The organism is Stutzerimonas stutzeri (genome assembly GCF_002890915.1).
In the GTDB taxonomy this organism is placed as follows: domain Bacteria; phylum Pseudomonadota; class Gammaproteobacteria; order Pseudomonadales; family Pseudomonadaceae; genus Stutzerimonas; species Stutzerimonas stutzeri_AF.
This window is the reverse complement of record NZ_POUT01000001.1, coordinates 621,357-633,668: the sequence shown is the minus strand read 5'-3', so window position 1 is coordinate 633,668 and position 12,312 is coordinate 621,357. Positions and strand designations below refer to the sequence as shown.

Below are 12,312 nucleotides of genomic sequence, written 5' to 3'. Positions count from 1 at the left end.
GGGTGAGGTGGTGGGGTGGAGTCCGCTCGTTGGGCTTCGCTTCGCTCAACCCAACCTACGTGACATGCAGGTTGGGTTGAGGAACGCAGTGACGAAGCCCAACACCCCCCACCGGTCCCCGACACGACACAGAGGTAAACGATGCACCATCCCAGCCTGTTCGACAGTTTCTTCCTCGGCGGCTTCGAATGCTCGACCCATCGGCGCGGCGATGGCCGCCGGCTCGACCTGCTGGCCGCCACCGGCCATGACCGCTGGGCCGCCGAGGACTACGCCGCGCTGCGCCGCCACGGCATCCGCACGGTGCGCGACGGCCTGCGCTGGCACCTGATCGAGCGCCTGCCCGGCGAATACGACTGGTCCAGCTTCCTGCCGCAGCTCAGGGCGGCGAACGCCGCCGGCACCCAGGTGATCTGGGACCTGTGCCACTACGGCTGGCCGGACGACCTGGACATCTGGCGACCGCGCTTCGTCGAGCGCTTCGCCCGCTTCGCCGCCGCCGCGGCGCGGCTGCTGCGCGAGGAAAGCGACGCGCCGGCGTTCTATTCGCCGATCAATGAGATGTCCTTCTGGGCCTGGGCCGGCGGCGACCACGGCATCTTCAACCCGCTGGGCCGGGGCCGCGGCGCCGAGCTCAAGCATCAGCTGGTGCGCGCCAGCATCGCCGCCATCGAGGCGATCCGCGAAGTCGATCCGCGGGCGCGCTTCGTGCAGATCGACCCGGCCATCCACATCGGCGCCCGCAACGACCGGCCCGGGCCGCAGCGCGAGGCGGAAAACGCCCGCCAGGCCCAGTTCGAGGCCTGGGACCTGCTCTGCGGCAAGGCCTGGCCGGGCCTCGGCGGCAAGCCGGAATACCTCGACATCGTCGGCATCAACTACTACGCCGACAACCAGTGGTACCTCGGCGGGCCGACCATCGAGCGCGGGCACCCCGACTACCGACCGCTGCAGGGCATCCTCGGCGAGATCCACCAGCGCTACGGGCGGCCGCTGCTGATCGCCGAGACCGGCGCCGAGGGCGACCTGCGCGGCGAATGGCTGCGCTACGTCAGCGAACAGGTGGGCATCGCCCTGCAGCGCGGCGTGCCGATCGAGGGCATCTGCCTCTACCCGGTGCTCGACTACCCCGGCTGGGACGACGAGCGCCACTGCCCGACCGGGCTGTTCGGCTTCGCCGACGCCAACGGCGTGCGCGAGCTGCACGCCGGCCTGGCCGACGAGCTGAAGCTGCAGCAGACGCGCTTCGCCGCGTTCGAGCCCGGGCGGCACCTGGCGCCGGCATGAACGCCCCGGCCATGACGCACACCGCCGCCGGGGTGCTGCCGAGCCGGCCACTGGCGTTCCTCTGGCATTACGTGCGTGCCCGGCCCTGGCATTTCGGCGGCCTGCTGGCGCTGGTGGTGAGCGCGGCGATCTGCGCCGTGGCGGTGCAGTACGGCATGAAGCTCTTGGTCGACGCCATGGCCGAGGGCGGCGAGCGTGGCGGCGCCGACGTCTGGTTCCCGCTGTGGCTGTTCCTCGGCCTGATCGTGGTGGAGAACGTCTTCTGGCGCCTCGGCGGCTGGCTCGGCTGCCGCACCGTGGTGGCCAGCTGCGTGGACATCCGCGTCGACCTGTTCCGCTACCTCACCGGCCATCCGATGCGCTACTTCAACGAGCACTTCGCCGGCGCGCTGGGCAACCGCATCTCCGCCGTGGGCCAGGCCGCGGGCACCCTCTACGGCGGGCTGGCCTGGAAGATCGTGCCGCCGGTCGTCGACTTCCTCGGCGCGGTGGTGGTGCTGTTCACCGTCGACTGGCGCATGGCCGTGGCGCTGATCGGCTTCGTCCTGCTGGTGGCGCTGCTGATCACCGGCTTCGGCATCCGCGGGCGCGGCAGGCATCAGCGCTTCGCCGCCCAGGCCGCGCGGGTCGGCGGCGAGCTGGTGGACGCGGTGTCCAACGTCTGGACCATCAAGGCTTTCTCCGCCCGCGACCGCGAGGCCGAACGCCTGGCCCAGGAGATCGGCTACGAGGCCCACGCCCAGCGGCGCAGCTGGATGTACCTGGAAAAGGCGCGGGTGCTGCACGACATCTGCCTGTCGCTGATGGCCGGCGGCATGCTGGTCTGGGCGGTGCGCAGCTGGCTCGGCGGCGCGGTCAGCGCCGGCGACGTGGTGCTGGTCAGCGCGCTCACCTTCCGCATCCTGCACGGCTCGCGCGACCTGGCCCTGGCGCTGGTCGACACCACCCAGCAGGTCGGCGCCATCGCCGACACCCTGCGCATCATCAACCAGCCCCACGGCCTGGAAGACCCCGAGCCGGTACTGACCCTGGACGAGGGCGACATCGACTTCGAACGCATCCGCTTCGGCTATCCGGGACGCGCGCCGGTGTTCGACGATTTCAGCCTGCACATTCCCGCCGGGCAGAAGGTCGGCATCGTCGGCGCCTCGGGGGCCGGCAAGTCGACGCTGATCGCGCTGATCCAGCGCCTGGACGACGTGCAGGGCGGGCGCATCCTCATCGACGGCCAGGACATCCGCCAGGTCAGCCAGGACAGCCTGCGCGAGAAGATCGCCGTGGTGCCGCAGGAAACCGCGCTGTTCAACCGCAGCATCCTCGAGAACATCCGCTACGGCCGCCCCGAGGCCCGCGACGAGGAAGTGTTCGCGGCGGCGCGGCACGCCTTCTGCGACGGCTTCATCCGCGCCCTGCCCGACGGCTACCGGACCCTGGTCGGCGAGCGCGGGGTGATGCTCTCCGGCGGTCAGCGCCAGCGCCTGGGCATTGCCCGCGCGTTCCTCAAGGACGCGCCGATCCTGGTCCTCGACGAGGCCACCTCGGCGCTGGATACCCAGTCCGAGGCGGAGATCCAGGATGCCCTGAACCAGCTGATCCAGGGCCGCACCGTGCTGGCCGTGGCGCACCGGCTGTCGACCCTGACCCATTTCGATCGCATCGTCGTGCTGCGTGACGGGCGCATCGTCGAGGACGGCGCACCGCACGAACTGCGCCGGCGCGGCGGCGAGTTCGACGCGCTGTGGCGCATGCAGGCCGAAGGCTTCGGCCGCCCGTCCGGGCCGCGCCGGTGAAGCGCATGCCGTAGGGTGGAAAACTGCGAAGCATTTTCCACGCGTCCGGTGCGCATGAACGCGGATTCCCCTGCTTGCACCGTTGTAGGCGCCCGCTTGCGGGCGAACCATAACGGCGGCGTCCAGGCCGATCGCCGGCAAGGACTCGGCGTCCCCCTGGTTTCCTACACAAAGCATGATGCGGCTCCTGCCCACGCCGCCGTACGGGGCCCAGCGGTGGATAAGCTTCGCGTTATCCACCCTGCGCCTGAACTTCGCCGGGTACTGCTAGCCTCAATTCAGGCAGGACGCGTTCATGCGGGCGGAGCCCCGGCGAAGCAGAGGAGAGATTCATGTCGGATCACCACACCTACAAGAAGATCGAGATCGTCGGCTCGTCGCGCAACAGCATCGACGAGGCCATCCGTAATGCCATCGCCGAAGCCGGCAAGACCCTGGAGAACATCGAGTGGTTCGAGGTCGGCGAGATCCGCGGGCATGTCGCCGACGGCCAGGTCGCGCATTTCCAGGTCAGCGTGAAGATCGGCTTCCGTCTCAAGAACAGCTGACGCGCCGGCGCCGGCTGGCGCGCCAGCGCTCTTCAGCCCTGGCGCAGCCCCGCGACGATCTCGAAGGCGCGGTGGCGGTCGGCGGTCTCGTAGAGGTCGCAGGTGAAGATCAGCTCGTCGGCACGGGTCTGCTCCAGCAGCACCTCCAGCCGCGCGCGGACCTTTTGCGGCCCGCCGACCAGCGCCAGGCCGAGGAAGTCGCCCACCGCCTGCTGCTCGTGCGGCAGCCACAGCCCCTGCATGCTCTGCACCGGCGGGCGCAGCACCAGGCTCTGGCCGCGGATCAGCGCGAGGATGCGCTGGTAGACGCTGGTGGCCAGGTATTCGGCCCGCTCGTCGCTGTCGGCGGCGATCAGCGGCACGCCGAGCATCACGTAGGGTTCGTCGAGCACCGCCGAGGGCTGGAAGTTGTCGCGGTAGAGCGTGATCGCCTGGTGCATGTAGCGCGGCGCGAAGTGCGAGGCGAAGGCATACGGCAGGCCCTTGGCCGCCGCCAGCTGGGCGCTGAACAGGCTGGAGCCGAGCAGCCAGATCGGCACGTTGCTGTTCACCCCGGGCATGGCGATCACCCGCTGCTCCGGCTGGCGCGGGCCGAGCAGCATTTCCAGCTCCTCGACATCCTGTGGAAAATCGTCGGCGCTGCCCATGCGGTCGCGGCGCAGCGCTTGGGCGGTGAACTGATCGGCCCCCGGCGCGCGTCCCAGACCCAGGTCGATGCGCCCGGGGTAGAGCGCCTCCAGCGTGCCGAACTGCTCGGCGATCACCAGCGGCGCATGGTTGGGCAGCATCACCCCGCCGGCGCCGAGGCGGATGCGTTCGGTATGGGCGGCCAGATAGCCGATCAGCACGGCGGTGGCGGCGCTGGCGATGCCGTCCATGTTGTGGTGTTCGGCGACCCAGAGGCGTTCGAAGCCGAGCGCCTCGACATGCCGGGCCAGCGCCAGGGCGTTGTGCAGCGCCTGCGCCGGCGTGCCGTCGTCGCGGATCGGCGCCAGGTCGAGGGCGGAAAAACGGGTCTGGGCAATACGGGACATAGGGTTCCTCGGACAATGAAGACGGTCAGTGGCAGTGCTCGGCCTTGGCTTCGACCAGTACGTTGCGCTGCTCGTCGCGCAGCCAGCCCTGCGGGGTGAAGCCCAGCGAGCGGGCCTGGAACAGGTAGCGCCGGCCGGCCTGGAAATCGTCGTAGCGGATCACCAGGGTGCAGCGCATGGTGTGGGTTTCGCCGAACAGGCCGAAGGCGCCGCCGGTGACCTCGAATTCGTAGCGTGCCTCGAGCTCATGGGCGCCCGGCGGCACCAGGAAATAGCGGCCGTCGGGGGTGCGTTTGCGGTCCAGGCGGTCGGACATGAAGATGTCGCTGGGCTGCGCTGTCATGTCGACCCAGGCCATGTTCGGATCGTGCGGCGGCAGCGGGCTGGCGCACCCGGCCAGGGCCAGGGCGAGCAGCGGGGCGGGAAGCAGGCGCATGGGGTAACCCTCCGGCGGATGGGCGGGACGAGGCGGCCCCGTCGTCATCCGTCGAGCCTGCGCCAGATGGCGCGGCTTTTCAACGTGCGCTCAACGTCCGGCGAGGTCGCCGCAACCCTGTTCCTCGGCGCGGGCCAGCAGGTACTGGTGCTGGTCGTAGAGCTTGGCCCAGGGACGGAAGCCGTAGCCGCCGGCGACCAGGCGATAGTGCGAGCCGGCGGCGAAGCGGTCGTATGCCAGGGTCAGCCGGCAATCACGCGGCAGCGGTGCGCTGCCCGGGCCGATGTCGTCGCCGTCGACCTCGAAGCGGTAGCGCATCTCCAGCGTGCGGCTGCCGGGCATGACCTGGAAGTAGCGGTCGTCGTCCAGCGCCCGGCCGTCCACCGCCAGCGCCTGCAGACGGGTTTCGCCGTGGGGGGTGAGTTCGATCCAGGCCTGCGCCGGGTCGGGTTTGGGCAGCCACAGCGAGCAGCCGGCGAGACTGGATAGCAACAACACAAGGAGAAAGCCGCGCATTTACGAACTCCAGCCGGGAACCACGGGGCCCGGCAAGGGATTTTGCAAGAGTGATCGGCACGCGGGATTGCTTGCGGCGCGCGGCCTTTGTAGGGTGCGCCAGTCCCGACCTCTACGGTTTCCCGATGCCGAAAGCCAACGCCGCCTTGATCGACCGCCGTACCCTGCGCTGGGTTCCCGTGCTGCTTGCCGTTGGTCTGATCGGCTGCAGTAGTTACTACGGCCAACTGGCGACGGGGCAACTGCAGCTGCTGCGCCAGCGCCAGCCGATCGCGACGCTGGTCGCCGACCCGGGGCAGGACGCCATCCTGCGCCAGCGCCTGGCCGACGCGCTGCAGGCACGCGACTTCGCCAGCCGGCAACTGGCGCTGCCGGACAATGACAGCTACCGCTCGTATGCCGATATCCAGCGGCCCTATGTGGTGTGGAATGTGTTCGCCACCGAGGAATTCTCGGTGGCGCCGCTCGAGCACTGCTTCCCCATCGCCGGCTGCGTGGCCTACCGCGGCTATTACCACCCGGGCGCGGCCCGTGGTGAAGCGGCGCGCCTGCAGCTGCGCGGGCTGGATACCCACGTCGCAGGGGTGGAGGCCTATTCCACGCTCGGCTGGTTCAGCGACCCGCTGCTCAGCTCCATGTTGCGGCGCAACGACGAGCAGCTGGCGGCGCTGATCTTCCACGAGCTGGCGCACCAGCGGCTGTACCTGCCCGGCGACACGGCCTTCAACGAGTCCTACGCCAGCTTCGTCGAGCGCGAAGGCCTGCGCCAGTGGCGCGCCAGCCGCGGGCTGCCGGAGCCGGACGGGCAGGGCCGGGCACGCTACCGGCAACTGGTGGAACTGCTGCTGCAGACCCGCGAGCGGCTGGCCGGGCTGTACGCCTCGGGGCGGCCGGAAGCCGAGCTGCGAGCGCTGAAGCAGGCTGAATTCGTGCGTCTGCGCCAGCAGTACCGGGTACTGCGGGACGCGCACTGGGATGGCGACCGGCGCTTCGATCGCTGGTTCGCCCAGCCGTTGAACAATGCCACGCTGGTGCCGTTTGGGTTGTACGACCGCTGGGTCGGGGCGTTCGCGGCGTTGTTCGAGCGCAGTGGCGGGGATTGGGGGCGCTTTCATGCAGAGGTGGAGGCGTTGGCCGGGCAGCCGGCGGATGAGCGGGAAGCTGTTTTGTTGGGGTTGGAGCGGTGAAATGGGGAAACACCAAGCTGGGCGTTGTCGATATGAAAGTCTTGCTTTCAAGCCGTGCCCAGTGGGAGGCGCCCGCCCGCGGCGATAGCAGGGCACAGGCCTGCTAGAAGCCCAAGAGCAGCGTCCCGAGGTCGGGCCTCCCACAAAAGCAGCAAGTGCACGCCACCCCCCTGTGGGCGCGCCCTCGCGGCGATTGCCGGCCACAGGCCTGCCCAAAGCTCAAAAGCATCGCCCCGAGGTCGGGCCTCCCACAAAAGCAGCAAGTGCACGCCACCCCCCTGTGGGCGCGCCCTCGCGGCGATTGCCGGCCACAGGCCTGCCCAAAGCTCAAAAGCAGCGCCCCGAGGTCGGGCCTCCCACAAAAGCAGCAAGTGCACGCCACCCCCAGTGGGCGCGCCCTCGCGGCGATGCAGGCCATAGACTTGCCAGAAGCTTGAAGCCGAAAAGTACCTCTCCGGGTTGGGCAATCCGCAGGGATGTAGCGAGTTGCCGTCGGCCACCCCGCACCCAGAAAAAAGGGATGCAACCTCACGATCGCATCCCCTTTCCCAGCCTCCGGCCAGCCCTTCAGCCGCCGGCGGAGCCACCCTCATCCAAGGTACAGCCCCAGGCCTCCAGCGCCGGCCGGTCCGCTTGTGGCGGGCCGAGCCATTCGCTCATCGCGTGGCAACGCTGGTCGAAACACAGTTGGTAATCCCCTGCCTCGGGGGTTCGCCCCAGGCGCAGGAGCGGCAACGGTGGCATCTGGCGCTGGTAGTGCCAGGCCCCGTCACGCAGTTCGGCGCCATCCGGGATTTCCATCCCGGCACCAGAACCCTTGACCCGCGCTTCGCCGAGCAGCAGTCCGTCCGGCGTCACACGGTAATCCTCTTCCCAGCGGATCTTCTCGATGGTGTGGTTCCACGCCAGGGTGAAGGCGGGTGCGGGCAGTTGTGCCCACACCACCCCGGCCAGCCCCAGGCACAGGCCGATCATGCCGTCGCCGGCTCGGCGCGGCGGGCGCGCCAGAAGTGCTGGAGAAGGAAGAGCACGCCCAGGCCGAAGCCGATTTCATCGCTGATCGGCATCGACAGGACCATCGCGGCGCCGGCGGCGAAGGCCAGCGCCTTCTCCCACCAGGCCATGCTGCGCTGCAGGTAGCCGGTGAACACCGCGCCCCACAGGCCGATGGCGAAGGCGGACTTGAACAGCACGTACAGCGTCGCGCCCCAGCTGTCGCCCTGCAGCATCAGCGCCGGCTCATAGACCGCCATGAACGGCACGATGAAGCCGGCGATGGCGATGCGGATCGCCCACATGCTGATCTTCAGCCCGCGCTCCTTGGCGATCGGCGCGGCGGCGAAGCAGGCCAGCGCCACCGGCGGGGTGAGGTCGGCCATGATGCCGAAGTAGAAGACGAACATGTGCGAGACGATCAGCGGCACGCCCAGGTCCAGCAGCGCGGGAGCTGCGATCGAGCTGGTGATGATGTAGTTGGGAATGGTCGGGATGCCCATGCCCAGCACCAGGCAGGTCAGCATGGTCAGGACCAGCGAGATGAACAGGTTGTCGCGGCCGATGGCGAGGATGTAGCCGGCGAAAGTCGAGGCCACCCCGGTCAGCGAGACGACGCCGATGATCACGCCGACCAGGGCGCAGGCGATGCCCACCGGCACCGCGTGGCGCGCGCCTTCCACCAGCGCGTGCAGGCAGATGCGCAGGGTGTCGCGGCCGCCCTTGATGAACCAGCACACCGCCACCAGCACGCCGATGACGGCGAAGATCACGCCGATGCCGAGCTGGAAGAAGCCGGCACAGAGCAGCCCCAGGGCGATCCAGAAGGCGATGCGCAGGCCGACGCTGGAGACCTTGAGGATGATCGCCGAACCGAGGATGACGATGGCGGTCAGCGCCAGGCCGATGGTGCCGGCGAACATCGGCGTGCGGCCGGAGAACAGCAGCCAGACCAGCACCGCCAGCGGAATCAGCAGGTACCAGCGCTCCTTCACCGCGGCCCAGGCGCTCGGGCACTCGTCTTTCGGCAGGCCGTGCAGCTTGGCGCGCTTGGCTTCCAGGTGGACCATCCAGAACACCGAGCCGAAGTACAGCAGCGCCGGAACCAGCGCCGCCTTGGCGATCTCGACGAAGGGCACGTTGATGGTCTCGGCCATGATGAAGGCCACCGCACCCATCACCGGCGGCATGATCTGGCTGCCCATCGACGAGGTCGCCTCGACGCCGCCGGCGAAGGCCGGGCGGTAGCCGAAGCGCTTCATCAGCGGAATGGTGAACTGGCCGGTGGTGACCACGTTGGCCACGCCCGAGCCGGTGATGGTGCCCATCAGCGCCGAGGACACCACCGACACCTTGGCCGGGCCGCCGAGCTTGTGGCCGAACAGGCCCATGGCGAAGTCGGTGAACAGCTTGATCATGCCCGCCTGTTCGAGGAACGAGCCGAACAGGATGAACAGGAAGATGTAGGTGGCCGACACGTAGGTCGGCGTGCCGTACAGGCCTTCGGTGCCGAACGACAGCTGGTTGACGATCTGGTCCAGGTAATAGCCGCGGTGCGCCAGGTCGCCCGGCAGGTATTCGCCGAACAGGCCATAGGCCAGGAACAGCCCGCAGATGATCGGCAGGGCGATGCCCATCACCCGTCGCGCGGCCTCGAACACCAGCACCAGCAGGGTCAGGCCGACGACCATGTCGGTGGTGGTCATGTCGCCGGAGCGCTGGATCAGCTCGCCTTCGAAATACCACTGGTAGATGAAGGTGGCGAAACCCGCCAGGCCCAGCAACCAGGCCAGCGGCTGGAACGGCTTGCCGTTGCCCCGCGCCGGATAGCAGAGAAACACCAGCAGCAGCAGGAAGCCGACGTGACCGGCGCGCAGCACCTGGCTGGAGACCGGGTGAAAGGCGGCGGTGATGATCTGGTAGATGGAGAACAGCAGGGCGACGTAGAACAGCGCCCTCGGCCATTCGCTGGGGCTGGCGTGCAGCCCTTGGCTTTCGCTCATGGAAATCACTCTCAGGAAAAACAGCTTCAAGCTTCAAGCTGCGAGTTTCAGGCTGCAGTGAGGGGGGCGGCGTCCGTGGCTGGCATCTGAAACATGGCGTTGTTTTCAAGCTCCGCAGTCGCTGCAAGCCACCCGCTGCTTTTACTTGCAGCCAGTGGCTTGCAGCTTGCGGCTACTTGAGAACCCCGACTTCCTTGTAGTAGCGCTCGGCACCCGGGTGCAGCGGGATCGGCAGGTTCTTGGTGGCATTTTCCAGCTTGATGTCCTTGGCCGCGGAGTGGGCGTTGCCCAGCGCCGACAGGTTGTCGAACATCAGCTTGGTCATCTGGTAGGCCACCTCGTCGGAGACCTTGTCGTGGGTCACCAGGATGTTGGTGATGGCCACGGTCGGTACGTCGGCGTCCTGGCCGTCGTAGGTGCCGGCCGGAATCACGCCCGGCAGGTAGGCGTCGCTTTCGATCTTCTCGACCACCGAATCCGGGATCTCGACGAAGGTCACCGGCATGGTGCTGGCCAGGTCGCGGATGGCCGCCATGCCCAGGCCCGAGGACTGCAGGGTGGCGTCCAGCTGGCGGTTCTTGATCAGCTCGACCGACTCGGCATAGGGCAGGAATTCGACGCGGCCCATGTCCTCGTAGGCCAGGCCGGCGGCCTTGAAGATCGCGCGGGCGTTGAGTTCGGTGCCGGACTTCGGCGCGCCGACGGAGATGCGCTTGCCCTTGAGGTCTTCCAGGGTCTTGATGCCCGATTCCTTGCTGGCGACGATCTGGATGTAGTTGTTGTAGGTGCCGGCGATGGCGCGCAGGCGCTTGAGCGGCGCCTTGAAGCCGGCGTCCTCGACGCCGTTCCAGGCGTCGGCGACGGAGTCACCCAGGGAGAGGGCCAGTTCGCCACGACCGGCCTGCAGCAGGTTGAGGTTCTCGACCGAGGCCTTGGTCGCCTGCACCGAGGTCTTGGCGCCGTCGATCTTGTTGTACTGCTGCGACAGGGCTACGCCGATCGGGTAGTACACGCCGCTGGTGCCGCCGGTGAGGATGTTGATGAAGGTCGGTGCGGCGACGGCGGCGGTGCTGGCGGTGAAGGCCGCAGCGGCAGCGAGCAGGCCCAAGCGTTTGGTCAGTCTCATGGATGGATCTCCGTTTCGTTGTTATTGGTTGACGCACATCTTGACGATAGACGATTGCCACGGCGCGCATGTGCGGCCGGGTGAACAAGCAGAGAGGCGATGACACCGGAGGGCGTTCCGGGGAGGGAGGTATCGCTGGCAGCTCTTCTTGTCGTTGGAATCGCATCGAGCAATCTGCCTGTAGCAGAAGCCGTGCCATTCGCCGCAAGGGCTCTGCCACGCGGCCTCGCCGAAACGCCATGCGGTGGTATCGGCAAGAATCCGCTCATGGTGGCGTCGTCATCGGCGGGAATTCGCTCATTCCCGGACGGGAGGCACGAACCTCGGCCGGCGCCTGCATTCGAATGGCGGAGTGTTCCCCGACGGAGGTGCGGCATGAGCTCGGCAATCAGCGCGCAGGACCTGGGCATCGACATCGGCAAGGGCGAGGGCGAGCTGTTCAAGTGGTTCCTCGCCAGCTTCCTGTTCGGCAAGCGCATCCAGCAGGACATCGCCGCCGAGGCCTATCGGGTGATCGTCGACAAGCACAAGCGCGACACCCCGCGCAAACTCGGCCACTGCAGCTGGCAGCAACTGGTGGACATGCTCGGCGAAGGCCATTACGTGCGCTACGACGAATCCACCGCCGAGCGCCTGCTCAAGCTCTGCGAGAAGCTCAATGGCGAATACGGCGGCAAGCTCGGGCGCATCCACGCACTCAGCGAGAACCGCAAGGACCTGGAAAGGCGCCTGGCCGAATTCGAGGGTGTCGGCCCCAAGACCGTGGAAATCTTCCTGCGCGAGGCGGCGAAGGTCTGGTACTGAGCGGCCAGACGGCGCTTGCGCACGGCGGGCGAAGCGCTACAGTGGCGCCATCGTCTGTCCGCCGTCGTATCGAAGTTCGCCATGCGTATTTGCCTGCTCGCCTTCAGCCTGTTCCTGCCCGTGCTGGCCAGCGCCGCGCCGGCGCCCTATTACCAGTGGCAGAGCAAGCTCGACGGCACCATCGTCTGCCGCCAGAGCTCGCCCGGCCACGGCTGGGAGCGGCTCGATGACCGGGCCTTCCGCGACCTCAACTGCACGCTGCCCGCCGCCCGCGTCGAACGCCCCGCCGGCATGCCGGGTTTTCGCACCCAGCCGGGGCGCTGAACCGGCGCGAGCCCGGAACCCGCTCACACCGCATGGAAGCCTGTGGGCGCACGCGATCGACCTTTCGCGCCACCCTGTAGGAGCCCGCTTGCGGGCGAAGCGCGGCGGCGCGTAGCGCCGATCGCCGGCAAGCCGGCTCCTACAATGCGGGGCCATGAGCGACGGCTTGCCGTGCATGGGTGCCGGTGGTGGATAAGCTTCGCGTTATCCACCCTACGGACGTATCGGTAGGGTGGAAAACCGCGCAGCGTTTTCCACGCGTTG

12 protein-coding genes are annotated in these 12,312 nt (G+C 68.1%); 6 read left to right on the top strand and 6 right to left on the bottom strand.

Annotated features, from left to right (window positions below; translation table 11 throughout):
• The first annotated feature begins 141 nt into the window (after positions 1–141).
• The 3 genes from CXK94_RS03015 (at position 142) to CXK94_RS03005 (ending at position 3,625) form a co-directional block, all read left to right on the top strand.
• A complete protein-coding gene (locus CXK94_RS03015) occupies positions 142–1,287 on the top strand; it encodes a beta-glucosidase (protein WP_102893218.1) in 1,146 nt (381 codons plus the stop codon).
• Positions 1,284–3,077, top strand: a complete 1,794-nt coding sequence (locus CXK94_RS03010; protein ID WP_219726480.1) for an ABC transporter ATP-binding protein — start codon at positions 1,284–1,286, stop codon at positions 3,075–3,077. Before CXK94_RS03015 ends, CXK94_RS03010 begins: the two co-directional genes overlap by 4 nt.
• Positions 3,078–3,409: 332 nt before the next feature.
• The gene (locus tag CXK94_RS03005) at positions 3,410–3,625 is read left to right on the top strand and encodes a dodecin (protein WP_037045112.1); all 216 of its coding nucleotides are present in this window, start codon (positions 3,410–3,412) and stop codon (positions 3,623–3,625) included.
• 32 nt (positions 3,626–3,657) lie between these two features.
• Here CXK94_RS03005 and CXK94_RS03000 read toward each other — a convergent pair whose 3' ends face one another.
• The 3 genes from CXK94_RS03000 to CXK94_RS02990 all read right to left on the bottom strand — a co-directional run bounded on the left by CXK94_RS03000 (position 3,658) and on the right by CXK94_RS02990 (position 5,611).
• Positions 3,658–4,659, bottom strand: coding sequence for an LLM class flavin-dependent oxidoreductase (locus CXK94_RS03000; protein WP_102893217.1), 1,002 nt, complete (start codon positions 4,657–4,659; stop codon positions 3,658–3,660).
• A gap of 25 nt (positions 4,660–4,684) precedes the next feature.
• Positions 4,685–5,095 carry a hypothetical protein gene (locus CXK94_RS02995; protein WP_102893216.1) on the bottom strand — a complete coding sequence of 137 codons (411 nt, stop codon included), beginning with the start codon at positions 5,093–5,095 and terminating at the stop codon, positions 4,685–4,687.
• A gap of 90 nt (positions 5,096–5,185) precedes the next feature.
• Positions 5,186–5,611 carry a hypothetical protein gene (locus tag CXK94_RS02990; protein ID WP_037045117.1) on the bottom strand — a complete coding sequence of 142 codons (426 nt, stop codon included), beginning with the start codon at positions 5,609–5,611 and terminating at the stop codon, positions 5,186–5,188.
• Between the two features lie 125 nt (positions 5,612–5,736).
• Here CXK94_RS02990 and CXK94_RS02985 point away from each other — a divergent pair, with 125 nt between their 5' ends.
• The gene (locus CXK94_RS02985; RefSeq protein WP_102893215.1) at positions 5,737–6,798 is read left to right on the top strand and encodes an aminopeptidase; all 1,062 of its coding nucleotides are present in this window, start codon (positions 5,737–5,739) and stop codon (positions 6,796–6,798) included.
• 567 nt (positions 6,799–7,365) lie between these two features.
• Here CXK94_RS02985 and CXK94_RS02980 read toward each other — a convergent pair.
• From CXK94_RS02980 to CXK94_RS02970, 3 genes are all read right to left on the bottom strand, one after another.
• Positions 7,366–7,773, bottom strand: coding sequence for a DUF1850 domain-containing protein (locus CXK94_RS02980; protein WP_102893214.1), 408 nt, complete (start codon positions 7,771–7,773; stop codon positions 7,366–7,368).
• Positions 7,770–9,794: a TRAP transporter permease gene (locus CXK94_RS02975; RefSeq protein ID WP_102893213.1), complete on the bottom strand. Its 2,025-nt coding sequence runs from the start codon at positions 9,792–9,794 to the stop codon at positions 7,770–7,772. The genes CXK94_RS02980 and CXK94_RS02975 overlap by 4 nt, the downstream gene beginning before the upstream one ends.
• Positions 9,795–9,966: 172 nt before the next feature.
• On the bottom strand, positions 9,967–10,920 hold the full coding sequence (locus tag CXK94_RS02970) for a TAXI family TRAP transporter solute-binding subunit (RefSeq protein ID WP_037044942.1): 954 nt from the start codon (positions 10,918–10,920) through the stop codon (positions 9,967–9,969).
• 375 nt (positions 10,921–11,295) lie between these two features.
• On the opposite strand from CXK94_RS02970, the gene CXK94_RS02965 reads away from it, so the two are divergent.
• Entirely contained in the window at positions 11,296–11,724 is a 429-nt protein-coding gene (locus CXK94_RS02965) for a DNA methylase (protein WP_102893212.1), read from the top strand.
• 81 nt (positions 11,725–11,805) lie between these two features.
• On the top strand, positions 11,806–12,048 hold the full coding sequence (locus CXK94_RS02960; protein ID WP_037044937.1) for a hypothetical protein: 243 nt from the start codon (positions 11,806–11,808) through the stop codon (positions 12,046–12,048).
• Positions 12,049–12,312: the final 264 nt, after the last annotated feature.

Coding starts and splice junctions, on each gene's coding strand:
- CXK94_RS02970 (WP_037044942.1), bottom strand. CDS start 10,920: ATGAGACTGACCAAACGCTTGGGCCTGCTCGCTGCCGCTGCGGCCTTC.
- CXK94_RS03005 (WP_037045112.1), top strand. CDS start 3,410: ATGTCGGATCACCACACCTACAAGAAGATCGAGATCGTCGGCTCGTCG.
- CXK94_RS03015 (WP_102893218.1), top strand. CDS start 142: ATGCACCATCCCAGCCTGTTCGACAGTTTCTTCCTCGGCGGCTTCGAA.
- CXK94_RS02975 (WP_102893213.1), bottom strand. CDS start 9,794: ATGAGCGAAAGCCAAGGGCTGCACGCCAGCCCCAGCGAATGGCCGAGG.
- CXK94_RS02965 (WP_102893212.1), top strand. CDS start 11,296: ATGAGCTCGGCAATCAGCGCGCAGGACCTGGGCATCGACATCGGCAAG.
- CXK94_RS02995 (WP_102893216.1), bottom strand. CDS start 5,095: ATGCGCCTGCTTCCCGCCCCGCTGCTCGCCCTGGCCCTGGCCGGGTGC.
- CXK94_RS02985 (WP_102893215.1), top strand. CDS start 5,737: ATGCCGAAAGCCAACGCCGCCTTGATCGACCGCCGTACCCTGCGCTGG.
- CXK94_RS03010 (WP_219726480.1), top strand. CDS start 1,284: ATGAACGCCCCGGCCATGACGCACACCGCCGCCGGGGTGCTGCCGAGC.
- CXK94_RS02980 (WP_102893214.1), bottom strand. CDS start 7,773: ATGATCGGCCTGTGCCTGGGGCTGGCCGGGGTGGTGTGGGCACAACTG.
- CXK94_RS02960 (WP_037044937.1), top strand. CDS start 11,806: ATGCGTATTTGCCTGCTCGCCTTCAGCCTGTTCCTGCCCGTGCTGGCC.
- CXK94_RS02990 (WP_037045117.1), bottom strand. CDS start 5,611: ATGCGCGGCTTTCTCCTTGTGTTGTTGCTATCCAGTCTCGCCGGCTGC.
- CXK94_RS03000 (WP_102893217.1), bottom strand. CDS start 4,659: ATGTCCCGTATTGCCCAGACCCGTTTTTCCGCCCTCGACCTGGCGCCG.